At 53.9% G+C, this 19493-nt stretch carries 13 protein-coding genes; 9 read left to right on the plus strand and 4 right to left on the minus strand.

The genetic code is table 11. The features are described 5' to 3' along the window. Nucleotides 1-361: 361 nt before the first annotated feature. Entirely contained in the window at nucleotides 362-1120 is a 759-nt protein-coding gene (gene cobA, locus EHT87_RS22605; protein ID WP_124908956.1) for a uroporphyrinogen-III C-methyltransferase, read from the minus strand. A 278-nt stretch (nucleotides 1121-1398) separates the two neighbouring features. Here cobA and nirB point away from each other — a divergent pair, with 278 nt between their 5' ends. The 4 genes from nirB (at nucleotide 1399) to EHT87_RS22625 (ending at nucleotide 6641) form a co-directional block, all read left to right on the plus strand. Further along, nucleotides 1399-3918 (plus strand): nitrite reductase large subunit NirB, encoded by a 2520-nt coding sequence (gene nirB, locus EHT87_RS22610; protein ID WP_124908957.1) that lies wholly within the window; start codon nucleotides 1399-1401, stop codon nucleotides 3916-3918. Between the two features lie 215 nt (nucleotides 3919-4133). Then, nucleotides 4134-4490 carry a nitrite reductase small subunit NirD gene (gene nirD / locus EHT87_RS22615; protein WP_124908958.1) on the plus strand — a complete coding sequence of 119 codons (357 nt, stop codon included), beginning with the start codon at nucleotides 4134-4136 and terminating at the stop codon, nucleotides 4488-4490. A 7-nt stretch (nucleotides 4491-4497) separates the two neighbouring features. Then, nucleotides 4498-5955 (plus strand): ATP-binding protein, encoded by a 1458-nt coding sequence (locus tag EHT87_RS22620; protein WP_124908959.1) that lies wholly within the window; start codon nucleotides 4498-4500, stop codon nucleotides 5953-5955. Next, nucleotides 5952-6641, plus strand: coding sequence for a response regulator transcription factor (locus EHT87_RS22625; RefSeq protein WP_124908960.1), 690 nt, complete (start codon nucleotides 5952-5954; stop codon nucleotides 6639-6641). Before EHT87_RS22620 ends, EHT87_RS22625 begins: the two co-directional genes overlap by 4 nt. A gap of 100 nt (nucleotides 6642-6741) precedes the next feature. Here EHT87_RS22625 and EHT87_RS22630 read toward each other — a convergent pair whose 3' ends face one another. Together EHT87_RS22630 and EHT87_RS22635 are read right to left on the minus strand one after the other, a co-directional pair. Next, a complete protein-coding gene (locus EHT87_RS22630; protein WP_221622061.1) occupies nucleotides 6742-8319 on the minus strand; it encodes a sensor histidine kinase in 1578 nt (525 codons plus the stop codon). 190 nt (nucleotides 8320-8509) lie between these two features. After that, the gene (locus EHT87_RS22635; protein ID WP_124908962.1) at nucleotides 8510-10306 is read right to left on the minus strand and encodes a serine hydrolase domain-containing protein; all 1797 of its coding nucleotides are present in this window, start codon (nucleotides 10304-10306) and stop codon (nucleotides 8510-8512) included. Between the two features lie 206 nt (nucleotides 10307-10512). Between EHT87_RS22635 and EHT87_RS22640 the strand changes: the two genes are divergently transcribed. Then, complete coding sequence (locus EHT87_RS22640; protein WP_124908963.1) at nucleotides 10513-10911, plus strand: T9SS type A sorting domain-containing protein; 399 nt, start codon at nucleotides 10513-10515, stop codon at nucleotides 10909-10911. A 203-nt stretch (nucleotides 10912-11114) separates the two neighbouring features. Further along, on the plus strand, nucleotides 11115-13079 hold the full coding sequence (locus EHT87_RS22645; protein ID WP_124908964.1) for a response regulator: 1965 nt from the start codon (nucleotides 11115-11117) through the stop codon (nucleotides 13077-13079). A 60-nt stretch (nucleotides 13080-13139) separates the two neighbouring features. On the opposite strand, the gene EHT87_RS22650 is transcribed toward EHT87_RS22645, so the two are convergent. Next, nucleotides 13140-13445 (minus strand): hypothetical protein, encoded by a 306-nt coding sequence (locus EHT87_RS22650; protein ID WP_124908965.1) that lies wholly within the window; start codon nucleotides 13443-13445, stop codon nucleotides 13140-13142. 496 nt (nucleotides 13446-13941) lie between these two features. Between EHT87_RS22650 and EHT87_RS22655 the strand changes: the two genes are divergently transcribed. The 3 genes from EHT87_RS22655 to EHT87_RS22665 all read left to right on the plus strand — a co-directional run bounded on the left by EHT87_RS22655 (nucleotide 13942) and on the right by EHT87_RS22665 (nucleotide 19253). Next, entirely contained in the window at nucleotides 13942-14715 is a 774-nt protein-coding gene (locus EHT87_RS22655; RefSeq protein ID WP_124908966.1) for a LytR/AlgR family response regulator transcription factor, read from the plus strand. After that, entirely contained in the window at nucleotides 14700-17735 is a 3036-nt protein-coding gene (locus EHT87_RS22660; protein WP_124908967.1) for a histidine kinase, read from the plus strand. The genes EHT87_RS22655 and EHT87_RS22660 overlap by 16 nt, the downstream gene beginning before the upstream one ends. 498 nt (nucleotides 17736-18233) lie before the next feature. Next, nucleotides 18234-19253 carry a hypothetical protein gene (locus tag EHT87_RS22665; protein ID WP_221622062.1) on the plus strand — a complete coding sequence of 340 codons (1020 nt, stop codon included), beginning with the start codon at nucleotides 18234-18236 and terminating at the stop codon, nucleotides 19251-19253. Nucleotides 19254-19493: the final 240 nt, after the last annotated feature.

Raw genomic sequence — 19493 nt, forward strand, 5'->3', positions numbered from 1 at the left:
AATAGTCAGGATACCCGGAATGGGTAACAGGAAGGCAACAATCTGAAAGGACAGGCCTTACGGGTAAATCGTCGAAATGAATCGGAATTCAGACCCGGTAAGGCGAAGCGGAGTGATTTGCTTTACGTCGGTTTTTTCATTTTCTTTGAACCGTTTGTGTTTTACATAGACAAACCCAGTTTGGCCGATCCAAAGGTGCCCCCACACCGGATCGGCTTTTTTTACGGTTTACGGTATTCGGTATTCAGTTTTCGGTGGGCCGCTGGAGCGGTGCGGTTCCCCGCCAGAACTGACGCCCTATGCTAACGCGTTTGCATGAGTGCGCCAGCCACCGTAAACTGAAAACCGTATACCGTAAACCCTACACTTCCACCGACAGGCTACGCAGGCATTCGGCCAGGTAGGTCGGATGCAGCGCCACCACTTCGCCGATGACCAGCACAGCCGGCGCCCCCACGCCCTGCTCTGCTACGAGATGCGGCATTTTCCAGACCTGGCCGACGACGCACTGCTCGTTGATCCGGGTTCCGTTCTGAACCACCGCCATCGGCACGTGACCGCGGCCGGCCTGGCAGTAGAGTGCACAAATCTCCGCCAGTTTATTCATGCCCATCAGCACCACCACCGTGGCTTTTGACTGAACCGCCAGCCGCAGATCGTCGGACAGTTCGCCGTGGCGCGTCGTGCCGGTGATGACCCAGAAACTCTCACTGACCCCGCGGGATGTAACCGGTATTCCCTGCGACGCCGGAACCGCAATGCAACTGGAAACGCCGGGAACGACCTCGCACGAAATACCGTACTGGCGGACGTGCTCGTATTCTTCGTATCCGCGTCCGAATACGTATGAATCGCCACCTTTCAGCCGAACGACATGGCCGTGTTCCTGCGCCATCCGCACAATCAGCCCGTTGATTTCTTCCTGCGTAAACGACACTTTCCCCGCCCGTTTCCCCACGTAGGTTTTCAGGGCGTGTTTGGGCGCAAAATCCAGCAGGGAGTCATTCGCCAGATCGTCGTACAGCACAACGTCGGCTTTCTGAAGCGCCCTGATCCCTTTCAAGGTGATCAATTCGCCGTCGCCGGGACCCGCCCCCACGAGTGTAAGCTTTGGCTTCATCGCTTTGGTGTTTAGTAGTCGTGAATAGTTAAAATGTACTATTGTTAGTATTTGATAACTATTGAATTATTGGTTCAAAATTAAAGACATAATTTTGAAAAACAAGCAAAATCAATAAAAACAAGATTAAAATTTAAGCTTAACAGAATAAAAATATAGGAAATAGGGAAAAATCAGTTTAATTTTGAATCGTAGTGTTTCAGGAGTAATTGGGGAATTTTACTGAAATAATACAATAAATAAACGGGTTTGTTTTATAACTATAGTTAATAATAACTATGAACACAAACGAAGTGATGCATGTCGTCGTCGTTGGCAATGGCATGGTGGGCTACAAATTCTGTGAAAAATTAGTAGCCAAACAGAAAAATGGACCGCGGTTTCGCCTGACGGTTTTTGGGGAAGAACCCCGGGTAGCCTACGATCGTGTTCATCTGAGCGCGTATTTCGATGGAAAAACGGCCGAAGATCTGACGATGGCTCCCGAATCCTGGTATGCTGAAAACGACATCCAGCTGTATCTGACCGACCCCGTGGTGGACATCGACCGGGAGCGGAAGGAGGTGCGTTCACACCACGGAATGGTAGTGCCTTATGACTATCTGGTACTAGCCACCGGCTCCGGCGCGTTTGTGCCACCCATCGCCGGGGTCGAGAAAGACGGGGTGTTTGTCTACCGCACCATCGAAGACCTGGACCTCATTCAATCCTATGCAAAAAGGGCCAGAAAAGGAGCAGTGATGGGGGGCGGTTTGCTGGGTCTGGAAGCCGCCAAAGCCCTGCTCGATCTGGGCCTGGAAACCGCCCACGTGATTGAATTTGCGCCCCGGCTGATGCCCCGGCAAATCGACGATGCGGGCTCCGGTATTCTGCAACGCCAACTCGAAGCCCTGGGGCTGAACATTCACCTCTCTAAAAGTACGCAGGAAATTACGGGCGACGACACCATCAAAGGCATTCAGTTTGCGGATGGGTCCTCGCTGGAGGTCGATATGCTGATCATCTCCGCCGGGATTCGTCCGCGCGACGAGCTGGCGAAATCGACCGGTCTGGACACCCACACGCGCGGGGGCATTGTGGTCGATAATTTTCTGCAAACTTCTGATCCGGCGGTTTTTGCGATCGGCGAATGTGCCGTTGTTCACCACATGATCTATGGACTGGTGGCTCCGGGCTACGAAATGGCGGAAGTCGTGGCCGCCCGGCTGATGGGCGAGCAAAAGGAGTTCAAGCCGTACGATATGTCGACCAAGCTGAAGCTGATTGGCGTGGATGTGGCTTCGTTTGGTGATCCGTTTATTGCCGAACCGTCCTGCCGAACCATTGCGTACGAAAACAAAGCCAAAGGCGTTTACAAACGCATCAATATTTCGGCGGATGGGAAAACACTGCTCGGCGGTATCCTGGTGGGCGATGCCGATCAGTATAACATGCTGCTGCAAACCTGCAAGAATAAAACCATCCTCCCACCCGATCCGGAAGATCTGATCCTGGGTTCACGCGGGGGCGAAGAAGCGGGCGCGGGGGTGATGGGTCTGCCCGACGATGCGCTGATCTGCTCCTGCGAAGCCATCACGAAAGCGATGCTGTGCCACGAAATTGGCGAAAAGGGCCACACGACCATCGATTCCCTCAAGAAAGCCACCAAAGCCTGCACGGGTTGTGGCGGATGTACACCCCTGGTGAAAGATCTGATTCAGGGCGTTCAGAAACAACAGGGGCATTACGTCCGGAATGTGCTTTGCGAACACATCGATTACACCCGCCAGGAACTGCTCGATCTGGTGAAAATGAACAGCCTGAAAACGTTCGATGACGTGCTGGATACCTTCGGGAAAGGCGACGGCTGCGAGGTTTGCAAACCGGCCGTGGCGTCGATTCTGGCGAGTTTGTGGAACGAAAATATTCTCGAAAAAGGCCGCGCCACCATCCAGGATTCCAACGACCGGTTTCTGGCGAATATCCAGAAAGGCGGCACCTATTCGGTGGTACCGCGCATTCCGGGGGGCGAAATCACACCCGATAAACTGATCGTGATTGGTCAGGTGGCCAAAAAATACGGTTTGTATACCAAAATAACCGGCGGACAGCGCATCGACCTCTTCGGGGCCCACGTCGGCGATCTGCCCCTGATCTGGGAAGAACTGATCAACGCCGGTTTTGAAAGCGGCCACGCCTACGGGAAATCCCTGCGGACGGTGAAAAGCTGCGTCGGCAGCACCTGGTGCCGGTTTGGTGTTCAGGATTCGGTGTCGTTTGCCATCGAAGTGGAAGACCGCTACAAGGGCGTTCGTTCTCCGCACAAAATCAAGTCGGGCGTGTCGGGTTGCATCCGCGAATGTGCCGAAGCCCAAAGCAAGGATTTTGGCATTATTGCGACCGAAAAAGGCTGGAATCTGTACGTCGGCGGCAACGGTGGCTCCAAACCGCAACACGCGCAGTTGCTGGCGTCGGACGTCGATAAGGAAACCTGCATTCGTTACATCGACCGGTTCCTGATGTTTTACATCAAAACCGCCGACCCCCTGACGCGCACCGCCACCTGGATGAACAAAATGGAGGGCGGCATGACGTATCTGAAAGCCGTGGTGGTGGACGATGTGCTGGGCATCGCCGACGATCTGGAGCGCGAAATGCAGTTGCTGGTCGACACCTTCAAATGCGAATGGAAAGAAGTGGTTGACAACCCCGAACTCCGCAAGCGGTTTGCCCATTTCGTCAATGTGCCCGAGCAGAAAGACCCAACGGTGGAATTTGAATCGCTGCGGGAAATGAAACGGGCGAAGGAATGGAAGTAATACCAACCGGTTTTACAGGATTTGCCAGCCCACGGTTTAAACCCTGGGACCATGCAAAATTAGGATTGATCATAAACCGTTTTAACGGTTTGGCCAACGCCCAAAACCGTTAAAACGGTTGCCGGAGTATCGTATACGGGTTGGTTGCCCCACGGTTAAAACCGTGGGCTATGAAAAAAATATGGTCGTTTTCTTTTCTCCAGACGCAAAAAATTATGGAAACTTTATTCGCTGAAAAAGAAGAACTTACATGGTATCTGGCCTGCCGGGTCGAGGATGTTCCGGCCGACGGCGGGGCTTGTGTGCTGATCAACGGTCACCAGATCGCCATTTACAATTTTGCCCGCCGGGGCGAGTGGTACGCAACGGACAACGAATGTCCGCACCGCCAGCAAATGGCCCTTTCGCGGGGGATGATCGGGAGCCAGGGCGACGAACCGAAAGTGGCCTGTCCGTTCCACAAGAAGACCTTTTCCCTTCAGACGGGGCAGTGTCTCAATGACGATGGCTACCAAATTATGACCTTTCCGGTAAAAGTGACCGACGGAATGGTGTATATTGGGGTAGAATAAAGGCCGAATGAATCAACTCGATGAGCAGGTAGCCCGCCGGTTAACCCGGTTTTATGTACTGGCGTTGACGTGCATTGCCGTGTTATCGCTGAGCGGACTGCTGTTTATCCGCCGGACGCTCAGCGACCACTACGACGACAGCCGGGTGGTGAACGTGGCGGGTCGGCAACGGATGCTGAGCCAGCGGCTGACGAAGCTGGCGCTGCTCCGGATCACCGGAACACCGTCGGCGGATACGGCATCGTTTTCGGCTTTGTTGCGTACCTGGGGCCAGAGTCACATTCAGTTGCGGAACGGAAATTTGCAGATGGAGAAGGCCTATATGGTCCGGAAAAGTCGGCAAATCGACCGGATGTTTACCGCGATTGAACCGGTTTTTCAGTCCATCTACCAAAGCCTGGCTCGCATCGATGCTGCTTCGGCGACGCCGGATCAGAAAAAAGCCGCGTTGCAAATCGTCCTCCGGGCCGAGCCCTCTTTTCTGAAGCAGATGAACGACATCGTGTTTCAGTTTGATAAAGAGAGTTTCGAGCGGGTGAAATCCCTCGAACAGATCGAATGGGCTTTGACGGTGGCCACCTTGCTGACCTTGCTGATCGAAGGGCTGCTGATTTTCCGGCCGGTGGTGACGCATACTAAAAATGTGATTCGGAAACTGACCGAGTCGGACAATGCGTTACGGGTAGTGAACGACAGCCTGGCGGTGGCGAACAAAAATCTCGAAGATACAAACCGGCAACTGGTCGACACCCAGCAGGAACTCCTGCGGACGACCGAAGAAAAATACCGGTTGCAGATTGCCGAGGACACCGTGCGGTCGGCCGGGCTGTTGGAAGGGCAGGAGGAGGAACGGCGCCGGTTTGCGCGTGAACTTCACGACGGGATTGGGCAAATGCTGACCGGTTTGAAGCTGCACGCAGAGAAATTGAAGGTCATTCCGTTTGCCGAACCCAAACACCGCCAGCGGTTTGAGGAGCTGTGTGAATTGATTTACGACGTGATTCAGACCACCCGCCAGACTTCGCACAACCTGATGCCGTCGGTGCTGGGCGACTTTGGTCTGGGAGCTACCTTGCAATTATTAGCGGAACAAACGGCCCGATCATCCGGTATTGAGGTTATCTTTGAAGGAGATCGGGATGAAAAACGGCTGCCTCCGGCGGTGGAAATTGGGCTCTACCGGATTGCACAGGAAGCTTTGAACAACGCCATTAAACACGCTGATGCTCAGAAAATCCGCATCAGCTGGCAGCGCGAGCCCCAAATTGTCTTGATGGTGGAAGACAACGGAAGAGGATTTTCCGTAAAATCAAGTCCGAAGTACGAAAAAGGCATTCAGCCCATCAACGGTCTGGAAAACATGCGCACCCGGGTCCGTTTGATGAACGGTGCGTTGACAATTACGTCAAAGTTAAAGAAAGGAACCAAGGTGAGCGTTCATTTACCAGACATGAAAAACTCATGACGCCGATACGAATTCTTGTGGCCGACGATCATTCTGTAGTCAGAAAAGGCGTTCGAACTTTGCTGGAAGATGAAACCGATATTGAAATCGTTGGCGAAGCGCCCGACGGTGACGAAGCCATCGATCTGATACCGGTGGTGAAACCGGATGTGTTGTTTCTGGACATCACCATGCCGCGTATGTCCGGCATTGAAGCCTTGCAGATCATTACAAAGCAGTATCCGAAGGTTCGCATTCTGATGTTCAGTATGCACAATAACAAGGATTACATCCTGAAATCGGTGGAATACGGAGCCGCCGGTTATTTGCAGAAAGACACCGATCGGGAAGAAATCCTGCGGGCCGTCCGGGCCGTCGTCGTGGGCGAATTATACTATCCGCCGAGCGCTTCGACGGTCATTATCCGACATTGGGTTTTGCCGGATGTGGCCTCCCGGAAAGAAGATATAAACTATGCGCCCCGAAAAACCTCGTCCATCTGGAATAAAGTCAGCTCGCGGGAAGCCCAGATTCTGACGTGCTTGACGGAAGGCATGAGCAGCCAGGAAATCGCTAAAAAGTTCGAGATCAGTACCAATACCGTGGCCAACCAGCGCGCGAGTATTCTGCGGAAAGCCGGCGTGAAAAACACCGTCGAACTCATCCGGCTGGCCCTGGATGAAAAAGGAGGGCGACTCAAAAATTAACGTTCTTAGCGGTATTGACGCCCGTTCAGGCCGAATGACAACGCGGATTCTGGTAATAAAATCCGTAAAAAGGACCAGAACTACGCGAACGAATCGCCACTTAGGCGATGGTGGTCGGCAGATAAAGGGTGAACGTCGTTCCTTGATTGGGCTGACTCTGGACCCGGATCAGGCCCCGGTGGTTTTCGACCACCTGCTTGCAGACGGCCAGGCCGATTCCGGCACCGGGGTATTGCATGCGTCCGTGCAGTCGTTCAAATATCTGAAAAATTCGCTCACTGTATTCTGGCGCAAAACCTATTCCGTTATCCCGCACCGAAATAACCTCCCAGCGAATGAACGGGGGCGACAAGGCCGGTAAAAAATCGGCGTGGGTGACGGTATGCGACTCAATTGAAATTTCAAGCGTCTGATCGGAACGGGCAAACTTGAGCGCGTTGGTGAGTAGGTTTTGAAAGAGCTGATGCAGTTGGAGCGGATCTCCCATCAGCGTCGGCAACGGATCGACGGTGATTTGGGCAGCCTGTTCGGCAATGGCCATTTCCAGGTCGTCGAGGACCTGGCTGACCACCCGACCCAGATCTACGGCTTCAAATGGGCCCGGTCGGGCCGTGCGGGAATAGCCCAGTAAACCCTGAATCAGAGTCTGCATCCGGTTCGCGGCCGATTGCATGCGTTGCATCAGATCGATCCCGTTGTCACCTACCGCCCGGCCGTATTCATCGATTAAGACCGTGCAGAAAGACTGGATTTTTCGAAGAGGTTCCTGTAAATCGTGCGATGCTACGAACGAAAACTGCTCCAGATTTTTGTAGGACCGGATCAGATCGTCGTTGGCCTGCGCCAGCGCCCGCGTACGCTCGGCTACCCGGTTTTCAAGCTCTTCATGGAGGGTTTTGGACTGATCTATATCAATACAACTGCCAATATAGCCAACAAACTGCCCATCGGGAAGAAAGCGGGGAACGCCGTTGTCGAGCAGCCAGCGATACTGCCCATCCTGCCGCCGAAGCCGGTATTCCATCGAGAACGATTGCCGGGCATCGAACGAACTGGTGTAGGTATGGAGACATCTTTCCACGTCATCCGGATGGACTCCTTCCGCCCAACCGTGACCATATTCCTGCTCCATGCTCCGACCGGTAAAGTCCAGCCAGCCTTTGTTAAAGAAATTACAGCGTTTGTCCGTATCCGAAATCCAAATCATGACCGGGGCCGTATCGGCGATGGCGCGGAAGTAAGCCTGACTGGCCTGCAAAGCCTGGGCGGCACTTTTCTGCGGGGCCACCTCGACAGCCGTTCCCACAAACCGGTAGGCGATGCCCCCGGCATTAAAAAAAGCCTTTCCCGTCGAGCGGATGATGCGTGGAATGACGCCGTTGGGGCTATCGAGTGCGTATTCCAGCTCCAGGTTTTCTTCTGAACGGGGCCGTATGGCACGATCGATAGCTTCGGACACTCGAATCCGATCGTTCTCATGAACGGCCTTCAACAGCCGCGGGAGGGTTACAACCTCTTCAGAATCAAAACCGAAGAGTTGTTTGGCATGGGCAGAACACAGAACGATATGCGTTATCGGATCATACTCCCAGACCCCTATCAGGCCCGCTTCCAGAACCCGATGGAGCTGGTCGAGGTGTTCACTCGCGGAAGGATGGGGGGCCTTGTTTTGTTCCACTGATTTGTCCATTTCCTTGAAAGGCCAGCATAGTACGTGTACGTAACCCGTATTCTACTAACCAGAAGGCAAGTATGGCAGTTGTCCTGAAAAACCGCGCCCATTAAGTAAATTTATGGGCCGATCGTTCAAATTAGGGATTAAACCACTTTTCATTGCATCGAAAGGGCTCTGCGGGGTTGGCTGACCCTCAGTTGCCCGGCACAACGGCTTCGTAAAACCGGTCGAGAATCAGTGCCCGTAAGTTAAGGGAGGGCTTTCCATACGTTTTGGAATCGTCGGGATACACACGGTTTGTCAGGCAGATGTAGACCAGGTTGTATTTTGGATCGACCCAAACGTAGGTGCCGGTATAGCCGCTATGTCCGAAGGCCAGCGGGGAAGGATACGCTTTATCGGCTGGTTTGGGCGCGCGGGCAAATCCGTAGCCCCGGCCACTCGCCTTTGACTGCTCGGACGTAAAGAGCGCCACCGTGGCGGGTTGAAAGTAGGTCCGTCCACCATACGACCCCTGGTTCAGGTACAGTTGGTAGAGGATGGCGAGATCGTTGGCGTTTGCAAACAAACCGGCGTGGCCTTCCACTCCTCCGGCCATGGCCGCGCCCGGGTCGTTGACATAGCCCTGAACCCGCATGGTTCGAAACCAGTTGTCATTTTCGGTGGTGGGAACGATCCGCGACCGGGGAAAACGGGTTCTGGGCAAGAATCCGGTAGACCGCATACCCAGCGGGCGGTAGAACTCATGGAGCACATAGTCGTTCAGTTTTTGATGCGAAGCCGTTTCAATCACTTCCTTCATCATGTACATGCTAACGTCGCTGTAGACAAACTTTCCCCGCGTCTCCACGTTCGATTTCAGCGTCACCGGCCACATAACGTCCTCAAAATAATGCGCCCGCAGGAAATAATGATCCGCTACTTTGGTGGGAAATGCCGCAGACGAGTCGGTGCTCAGGTCCAGCGGTTTGAGTTGTTCGTAGAATTTAATGTAGGGCGTGTAACCCGCTTCGTGGAGCAGAGCCTCCCGGATGGTGATGGTCGCTTTATCCGGTATGGTCCGGGTTCGGGCCACATACGTGCTGATGGGATCCTTTAAATCGACTATTTTTTGATCATACAGCCGCATGATAGCCGGGGTAGTGGCACTTACTTTGGTGACCGAAGCCAGATCGAAAATGTCGTCGGGTTTGGTGGCATTCTGACCCGAATAGGTATGATGACCGTAGGCCTTGTGAAATATCACCTGCCCGTCTTTCGCCAGCAGGATAACCGCTCCGGGGGTAACGTGGCCGGCAATGGCTACGTTGACCAGCGAATCGATCGACTTCAGCCGGTTTGCGTTCACCGAGACGGCTTCGGGCATCGAATAACCCAGCCTTATTTTGGAAGTGGAATACCCGCTGCCTTTTTTAAATACCTGACCATAAGCGGTTTCAAGGCGATGCGTAGCCGCCATTCCGCCGAAGATCAGCTGGGCGGCAACGGATGCGCCTTCCGGAGTGTTGGCTGGATACCAGATAATGGGGCAGCGCAACGATTCGAGCGCGGCCAGATTTTTTCCGCTTCCCGTTAGAACCACCAGCACCTTGTTGATCGCCTGCTGATCCGTGATGAAATTCAGCAGTCGAGTGCCAAAAGGAGACGAATCCGACAAGGTGATGATAATCAAATTGTGGAGTTTTAACTGGTCGTGCAGGGTAAAAAAAGCGGAATCGGTGGGGGCGGGGCTGAGCGAAAAACCCGTAACCTGGCCGTAGTTAGCCGTCAGACTGTCGAAAACCGCCTGCTGCCCAAAGCCACTGTGAACACTGGCTATTCGTAAATCTCGAACATCGGCAATGGGCACCAGGCCCGATTGATTGTTGAGAAGCACGATCTGCTGTTGGGCTGCTTTGAGAGCCGTCAGGGCAGGGTTACCGGGGTGCTGTTGAGCCAATGCTGCGCTGCAACAAAGCAGCAACAGCAGGTTCGCTAAAAACTGTTTCATACAGCAGGCAATAAACGGAATTGTAACGGGTTTTACAACCGCTTTTCCCGCAGACAGGTCGAGCAAACCGGCCACGGGCGCGGTGGTCAGACACCGGCTTCGATCCCAAATGGAACAGGGATTGACTCATTTGTGACAGCCTTTCCGGGCGTTGACGCCGACCTTTGATTCATTCAAACGGACACGCAAATCAACCATCATACGCCATGAAAACGCTCCTCAAATCTCTCCTCGTTGCCTTTACCCTGACTGTCGTTACTTTCTCAGTTTCTCAGGCGGCAAGCAACAAACCCATCCGACCCACCAAGGTGGCGGCCTTTCAGACGGCCCTGTTTACCACGGCCGAAGGCAAGCTTCAGATTGCGGTGGACAAAGAAACCGGTGGCGCCGTTGTGGTTCGGCTCAGAAATACAGCAGGCACTGACCTTTTTGTTCAGCAGGTTGGAAAACGCCACCAAACCGCTCGGATGCGCCTGGACATCAGTGCCCTGCCCGACGGTCTTTATCAGGTGGTCATCAGCAATGGCCTGGAGAACGTCAAGTATGCGTTGACGCTGGCTACCCAGGAGCCCCGTGTGCCAACCCGGCTGATTGCCTTAAAGTAGCTCTTCAAGCCGGTTTAACTACCAACAGAAAGGCTGGCCCTGAATGAGTCGGCCTTTCTGTCGGTATTTAAACCGGAAAAGCGGTTCAGATCGGCCATCCTTTCGTACCTTGGACCAGCGTTTCCACCGACCAGCCGGATGCAAATTGAGCACGGAGATGCGGATTTGTTCACACGGGCTTAGCTTTTTACTTAACTTAATCGATGAAGACCAAAATACTCCTGGTAGATGATGAAGCTGATCTGGAAACCCTTTTTCGGCAGCGCTTTCGCCAGGCCATTCAGAAGGGTACCTACGAGTTCGTGTTTGCCCGGGACGGCGGACAGGCGCTGCTGATTCTGGAACAGCACCCCGATGTCGACCTGGTGCTGACCGACATCAACATGCCCGGTATGGATGGCCTCACGCTGCTGGATCAACTCTCCCAGGCCAATTCCATCGTGCCTACGGTGATGCTTACGGCTTACAGCGACATGACGACCATTCGGACCGCCATGAACCGGGGCGCATTCGATTTTCTGACCAAACCCATTGACTTCGAGGATCTTGAAGCCACCATCGGCAAGAGTCGCCGGTATGCTCAGCAACTGCGGGAAACCCAGGAGTCGAAGGCCATCGACGCTATGAAAACGCGGTTTTTCACCAACATCGCCCATGAACTGCGCATTCCGTTGTCGTTGATTATTTCTCCGGTCGACAAGCTGCTGGAAACCGATGATTTGCCCCATCAACTGCAACAGCCCCTGGTTACGGTTCGCCGGAATGCCCGGCAAATCATGCAGCTCATCAACCAGTTACTGACCATTAATCAACTCGAAGCCCGGCAAATGGAACTGGTCGACCAGGTTGGGGATTTGCCCGATTTTGTGCGCCAGTTAGTCGAGCTTTTCCGCCCGTCGACCGACGTCAAAAATCTCACATTGCGCTATGAAACGGATTTGCCCGCGGGTAGCTACCGCTTTGATGCGGGAAAGTGGGAAACGATTCTCTTCAATCTGTTGACCAATGCCATCCGGTTTACGCATGTTGGCACCATTACCGTTTGGCTTCATCAAACGCCTGCGGGCGCGCGCCTGACCGTTCGGGATACCGGTATTGGCATCAGCGCCCACAAGTTACCGCATGTTTTTGATCGGTATTATCAGGGCGACAACCAGCGTATCCGGGCGAACGACACCACGGGAATCAGTCTGGCGCTGGTGCGTGAACTCACCCTGCGGATGGGAGGAACCGTGCACGTCGAGAGCCAGATCGAGGGAACGGCCGGGGAGCCGGGTACGGTATTTGTGCTTGAATTACCCGTTGAGCGTACGAACGGGAATGGCGGAACGCCACCGGTAGAAGCGCCGTCGGTGGTGATCGACCTGCCCATGCAAGCCGGTGAATTGCCGGGTAAAACGACGTCGGGCCCGACCGAATTGCCGCCCCTGGTGTTGGTGGTCGAGGACAATGCCGAACTGCGGGAATTTATGGTCACCGAACTGGCCACGACTTACCGGGTCCGGTCGGCACCCAATGGCTACGAAGGCTGGGTACTGGCCAAAGAGGAGCTACCCGACATCATTATTACCGATCTGATGATGCCCCGTCTGGACGGTCACGGCCTGATTGAGCGGTTAAAAGCGGACCCGGCTACCGACCACATCGCCATTGTACTCCTTTCGGCGAGCGTGGAGGAAACCCACCGGTTGCGGGGGCTGAGTCTCGGCGCCAACGACTACCTCACCAAGCCCTTTCACCTGGGTGAACTGCGGCTGCGGCTGCGCAACCTGTTGAGTCACCAGCAGCGCCTTCGGGAACATTACCGCCAGCAGCTTGCCCAGCCCGATAGCGCCACGCCACTCCTGAGCGTTGGCGACGAGTTTCTCCGCAAGGTTTACACCCTCATCGAGGAACACCTGGATGACTCGACGTTGAGCGTCGAATGGCTGGCAGATGAACTGGCGATGAGTCGTAAAGCCCTGTACTTGAAAGTGCACAACCTGACCCATCTTTCGCCCGTCGAGCTAATCCGGCAATACCGGCTTCGCAAAGCCATCGACTTGCTGCGGTTAGGACACAGCGCGGCCGAGACGGCTTATCTGGTGGGGTTTGAAACGCCGTCGTATTTTACCAAGGTCTTCCGGGAATTTTACCACCAGACCCCAACTTCCTACCGCAAAGGATAGAAAATCTGGGCGTCGGCAAAAAAGCCGCTGCCTTGAAAGAGGGGCTGGCCTACCTTGGTTCTAGGCGAAACCCGTTGTCTGGCAAGCCCAATGGTGATTGAGTTCTGACAATACTTTTTTCATCCAATCCAGGTCCTGAGTGGCCTGCCGACCGGTATACCCTTTTCCGATCAGGAATGTATCCAGCACAAACTGAAGCGAATTTCCGTTCGCGTAGCCGACCCCGGCTGTTGTGCAGGCTCGCAAGGCAGACAGATGAACATCCCCGGTCTTGTTCACGTAGAGGATGTAGGATTTATGGTTGTAACCAACAGTGTTGAGAATTTGAATGAGCTGGTCGAGCGTCGGATTTTGATTTAGGTTCATACGTACCGTAGTTTTCGGATTAACTGAATCAAAAGTGGGTGTCCTGGTCGTATTGCTGGCTCAGATTCAGGCGTCGTCGGGTAGGCCGGTCAGGACACTGGAAATGCCAGGTTGGTCTGAAATTCGCCGGGGCCATTCCACCTGCCGTTGATCAACTGGCCTTTGGCGGTATTCGACGGGCCAGGCTGAATTGGCTGTGGCAAAGGTGAGGGTTGAGCCAGCGTCTTTCCAAAAATTAGACTATGATTGCCGCGATTCGCTCAATGAATCGTAGACCGGTGGAAATAAGTCGTAGTTGGCCGGTTTTTCGTGCGAACCGTTGCGTAGGGCTCATCCGGCGTACCGGAACGGGCGTCGTTTGTGGATGGGCCTACGATTCATTGCCAACTCTGCGTCATTAAAACCGAATGAAACGCGCTTCAATTTCAATGACTTGTAATCAAGTTTTGGAAATGCGAGCTTTAGGCTCCATTAGCCTTGTCTGAACAGCCCCGCCATGAACGCTCTGATTTTTGAAGATGAAAAACTGGTTGCCCTCGAACTGATTGCCAGCCTGGCCGAAGTCGACCCGGCCATTAAAATCGTTGGCACCGTTGGCAGCGTCAAAGGAGCCCTGCGCTGGTTTGCCGACAACGCGGAACCGGATTTGATATTCGCCGATATTCAACTCTCCGACGGGGTAAGCTTCACTATTTTCGAGAAGTTTCAACTAGCGTGTCCCGTCATTTTCACCACGGCTTATAACGAGTATGCCATTAAAGCCTTTAAGGTCAACAGCATCGACTACCTGCTTAAACCCGTTCGGGAAGACGAACTCCGGCAGGCCATCGCCAAGGCCCGGTCGCTCAGCCAGCACCGGGGCAAAATAGCCATCGATGTTCAGAAACTGATCGAGGCCCTGAGCACACCGTCGGCCCGTAAACCGGCTTATAAAGAGCATTTTCTGGGAAATACGCACAATAGCTGGGTGCCCGTCAACATCGCCGATGTGGCCTATTTCATGCGGGATGAACTGAACTTTATGGTAACCAAAACCAGCGAACGTTACATTCTGGATTATGACACACTCGACCAGATCGAGTCGATGCTCGACCCCGCCCGGTTCTACCGCGCCAGTCGCCATTGCATTGTCTGTATCGACGCCGTGCAGCGGGTGAAAGGGATGGCCAATCTGAAACTCCAGCTCATTCTCAAAGCACCCAATCATCAGTTCGGCATCGACATCAGCCGCGACAAGGCTCCTTCCTTCAAAAAATGGCTGGAGCAATAAGGGGCCGGTTTCTTCGGTGTAGCTTCTGGCTGATGAGTTTGCTGGTGACCAGGGGCGGGCAAGTCCAGGCCCAGCAGCGGCCCGTTCATTTTGAATTCGGTCATATTCGGGAGCAGGATGGTCTTTCGTTTCGGGTCATTACCTGTTTGCTCCATGACCGCGAAGGATTTTTGTGGATCGGTACCAACAACGGTCTAAACCGCTACGATGGGGCTCATTTCGTGCAGTTTAAGAAACTACGCAATAATTCCAACTCGTTGTCCAATAATCAGTTATATGCTCTTTGTCAGGATCAGCAGGGCCGCATCTGGATGGGAACCGAGAATGGAATCAGCTGTTATGACAAAACGACGGGCCGCTTCCGGCACATCGTCACCGTCGACAACCAGCCCCTGGCGATCTGCAAAAATGTCCTTTGCGACCGGGCCGGCGATGTGTGGTTTACGAGCCGTCAACGGGGCCTGTTCCGTTATGGTACCAAAACCGGAAAAATTCAGTACTTCCCCTGCTACCCGACCGACCGGACCGGCGCCGTTCAAATGTTGCCCAATGGCCTGGTGGAAGACGTGCACCGGCCGGGTCTCTGGCTTTCGGAACGGAACGGACTGCGGTATTTCGACATCGCCCGGCAGCAGTTTACGACTCATCGCAACAACCGTCAACATCTGCCCGTTTTCACCGGCAACCAGGTTTCGGCCCTGGCCATCGACGGCGACCGGTTGCTGATTGCCGACCAAATCGACCGCAGCATCATCGTGTACGACCTGCGTCGGCAGCAGATCCTGAAGCGGCTGGCACCCATCCGCCAGCGGGAGCGGGATAATTTTGAGATAGCCACTATTTTTGCCGACCGGCAGCACAATCTGTGGGTGAGTTCGTGGACCCACATGCCGTTTTTTATCGATGCCCGAACGGATCGCATCACGGAACTGGTTCACGACAAAACCAAACCCATGTCGCTGGGGGCCAACTCATTCTCGTCGGGCTGGCAGCATCCCGACGGGTCAATCTGGTTAGGAACCGTCAATGGAATTGCCCACACCAACCCGGAGCGGGCCTTGTATGACGACTATGATCTGGAGCCGTTATTTCCGGCCCTGACCGACGAAAATGGCCTGTTGTCTTTTACCGAAGATACCGATGGTTCGTGGTGGATCGGCACCTCCATCCGCGGCCTGTTGCATTATGAACCCGCCACCAATCGGCTCGACGTGTATCGGCTGCCCAAGGGTCGGGGCCTGTATTACTGGGGACATCCCGTGACGGGATTGAGTCAGCGCGGAGACGAGCTTTTTGTTGGTTGCGAAAATGCCGTATACCGCTTCAACAAACGCACGCATCAGTTTCGGGAGATTGCCCTGCCCGCCGGGGCCCGATCACTCCATCTCTGGTCTTTTCTGCTCCAGGGTGACCGGTATTGGATATTTGGGACTGGTAAACAGACCTTCGCCTACGACATTCTTCGCCGGCAGTGGCAGACGCATCCAATCCGGTCGGCCAGCCGCGACCCCCGGTTTCTGGTTCGTCAATCGTTGCTGAACAGGCGGGGCGAGTTGTGGCTGGATATTTATCCCGAAGGATTTGCCCGGTTTTCTCCGCAGCAGGGTTGCTTTTTGGTGACCGACACCCGGCAGGCCGATTACGAAGCGACCATCGGTTCGCTGACCGAAGACCGGGATGGTTCGTTTCTGATGGCGACGACCCTGCATGGTCTGGTGGCGTATGATCCCGTGCGCCGACGGGACTTGATTCGGCCCGAAAACGACCTTATGACCCTGAGCCAATGCACGGCGGCCCTGCCCGACCGGTTCGGCAACACCTGGGTGGCAGAATACAATATGGTTTCGGTTATCACACCCCAAAAGCAGGTGCTAAACTTCCGGCTGGCCATCAACGAGTACACGGCGGAGTACGTCACCAGCCTTTTTCCGATGCGCAACGGACACATCATGTCGATCCAGAAAGGGCACCTGGTCGAGTTCAAGCCGGAGCATCTGCTATTGCCGCGCAGCCGCCAAACGGTTCTGCTCAACCGGTTTGTACTGCCCGATACCGCCCTTCTTCTGAACGACCTGAAACCCATGATCCGCCTGAAGCCCGAAGATAACTCGTTTGCTATTGAGTTTGGGACCTTATCGGCAACGACAAAATACCGGTACCGTTACAAACTGGAAGGCTACGATGACGCCTGGCGGACCACTACTTCACCGACCGGGGCGGTTTATACGAAACTACCCGGTGGCAAGTACACCTTTTTGGTCAAAGCGCTCGATCCGCAGGGTTTTGAAACACCCATTCGCAGCTTGTCCATTCAACTGGCCATGCCCTTTTACCGGGCCACCTGGTTCTGGGTGCTGGCCGTCGTTTTGGTTGCCGGATTGCTCGTAAGTTTTTTTCGATACCGCACCCGCCAGACTGCCCGGATTCACCGGCTCCAGATGCAGACAACCCGGCTTCAGCACGACAAAACTCAAATTCAGTACCAGAATCTGATCAATCACCTGAACCCGCATTTCCTCTTTAACAGCCTGACATCGCTCAATAGCCTGATTTTAATCCAGCCCAGAGAAGCCTCGGTATTCCTGAAAAAGCTCTCGGTTATTTACCGGTATATTCTGCAGAACAAGGATTCTGAGCTGGTTAGTCTACAGGATGAGCTGGCATTTACCCAGCTCTATATTGATTTGCAGACAACCCGCTTCGGTGCGGGTCTAACCATCAGCCAGAACATTCATCCAGAGTACCAAAACCGTCGGATTGTGCCCGTTACGATTCAGAACCTGCTCGAAAATGCCATCAAACACAACATCGTTGATGATGAAATTCCGCTCCGAATCCGGATTTATACCGAAAATGATACGCTTTACGTGGTAAATGAGCTACAGCCAAAGGGTTTTGTCGAAACGTCGAACAAACAGGGGCTAGCCAGCCTGAAATCGCTTTATCACTACCTGAGCCGTCGCGAGGTCGCGGTAACGGAAACGACTACGCATTTTATCGTAGCCATACCGATGCTCTAGGCAAAGGGTTGCAATCGGCTGTTGATTCTGTTCGTGCGCCGGATGGCCTGAAGCGTAACCTGGGTGTTGTTGCAGGAAGTGCTAAAAAATGCTCCTGCTGCAACGATACACGAAGTTAGTGAGACCATGCAGAAGCCTTTTTTTTGTAGAAGTCTCACCTTGTTGCCGCAAACCAACCCTATGCGGCTGCCCTGAAACCCGTCTTCCCATCCGACCGCTCCCGTACCCGGCGACGCTCGCTCCGGCGTGTTCTTTTCGGACTTGCCCAGCCTGCCGACCTGCGGGCTCAGGAGACTGATTCGTTTGCACCCCTGAAAGACGGTGGCCGGGGACGGTGGCCGGGCACGAGAAAGTCGCGGAGCTGATCGGTCAATTTCGCAAACAAGCAGCTGCCAATAGCCTGGATGGTTGCCTAACCTGTCCAGAAATGCCCCAAAGCGACTCATTGCTACCCACCAACGGTTCAAATAATGATTCGGGGCACTGGTGTTCAAATTTTTGGAACCTTCCCCGGCTACCATCACTTTTGCTTCCAGTAAACAACCCGCAGCCATCAATGGCTCATCCACACCGATCAACATGTTCCAATTCATTGCTCAAAAGAGCACCATCGCACGCCTGAAGGCGTTAGTTGCCACCAGCAAAACCGCCCTCTATCTGGCGGCTTCCCTGAGCGTATTTTCCTGCCAGGAAACTAGCCCGGTTCACCCTGATGGAGCCCAGAGCCCAACTTCGACCGTCGCCCGGAACCAGGCGAGGCTGGCTTCACCGGCCGCTCTGAAGAAATACCGGCTCATCCAATGGGGCGAGCAAACCCTGACCTACTACCCCGATGGACGCATCAAGCGGTCCCTGTTTGGACCTGATGTGGCAGGCAACGATCATTACCGCCAGAGTTATAGCTATAGCGCAGGCATCCTGTCTCCCTCGGGTACGGTCGAAGTGCGTTACTCCCGGTCCGTGCCCGACTCCAGGAATATGCGGGAAACCTACTGGTATAATGATACCGGTCACTGCTACAAATACAAACAAGTTGTCGATGAAGGTGTCAATGGGGTCCATACCTACACTTCGATCCTGGCTTACAACTCCAAAGGCCAGATGACGGATTGCCTGTTTGGCAGCGGACGAGCGCACTACGACTACAATGCCGATGGCGATTTGGTTAAAGTGACGTTCTTGAACGCTCAACTGGTTCCCACGGAGACGCATACCCTATCCTATACCCCTTCCAACGGGGGACCTCCGGTGAATGATTTATATCCGTTGCACTCGGAATGGATGGAGCCTTTTGAGCACTACCTGCCTTATTTCGGCCAGCCCAGTAAGCACCTGGTCCAATCCGTTGTTATCAAGCGGTTATATGGCCAGGTGGCCGACACGAATGTCTTCTACAGTTATGTACGGAATGCAGATGGGTATGTGACCCAACGCAAGACCTATCACAAGCTGGGCGGTGCGCCGATCGAGACGAAGCAGTATGAGTACGAGATTACTTTGATTAACATCCCCAATTAGGAACGCCTGGCATCATCGGCCTCTAGCTTTCGTAGATTGTCTTAGAGCGTGTCAACCTCTTTAGAAGTGGTCCGATGGAACATTTCTAAAGAGGTTGACACGCTCTAAATAGTGAAAAAAGACTAGAGACGGAGAAAAATGACCCTGGCCGAATAAGGGCGTTAAGGATGCACCAAATCCATTACGGATGGGCAGTTTTACCCCGGTTTTTGTCACCTGCAGCGACTAGTGATAAAAGAC

It is taken from the genome of Larkinella knui (assembly GCF_003858645.1).
GTDB lineage: Bacteria > Bacteroidota > Bacteroidia > Cytophagales > Spirosomataceae > Larkinella > Larkinella knui.

Coding starts and splice junctions, on each gene's coding strand:
- EHT87_RS22635 (WP_124908962.1), bottom strand. CDS start 10,306: ATGAAACAGTTTTTAGCGAACCTGCTGTTGCTGCTTTGTTGCAGCGCA.
- EHT87_RS22650 (WP_124908965.1), bottom strand. CDS start 13,445: ATGAACCTAAATCAAAATCCGACGCTCGACCAGCTCATTCAAATTCTC.
- EHT87_RS22645 (WP_124908964.1), top strand. CDS start 11,115: ATGAAGACCAAAATACTCCTGGTAGATGATGAAGCTGATCTGGAAACC.
- EHT87_RS22620 (WP_124908959.1), top strand. CDS start 4,498: ATGAATCAACTCGATGAGCAGGTAGCCCGCCGGTTAACCCGGTTTTAT.
- EHT87_RS22640 (WP_124908963.1), top strand. CDS start 10,513: ATGAAAACGCTCCTCAAATCTCTCCTCGTTGCCTTTACCCTGACTGTC.
- EHT87_RS22655 (WP_124908966.1), top strand. CDS start 13,942: ATGAACGCTCTGATTTTTGAAGATGAAAAACTGGTTGCCCTCGAACTG.
- EHT87_RS22625 (WP_124908960.1), top strand. CDS start 5,952: ATGACGCCGATACGAATTCTTGTGGCCGACGATCATTCTGTAGTCAGA.
- nirB (WP_124908957.1), top strand. CDS start 1,399: ATGAACACAAACGAAGTGATGCATGTCGTCGTCGTTGGCAATGGCATG.
- nirD (WP_124908958.1), top strand. CDS start 4,134: ATGGAAACTTTATTCGCTGAAAAAGAAGAACTTACATGGTATCTGGCC.
- cobA (WP_124908956.1), bottom strand. CDS start 1,120: ATGAAGCCAAAGCTTACACTCGTGGGGGCGGGTCCCGGCGACGGCGAA.
- EHT87_RS22660 (WP_124908967.1), top strand. CDS start 14,700: ATGGCTGGAGCAATAAGGGGCCGGTTTCTTCGGTGTAGCTTCTGGCTG.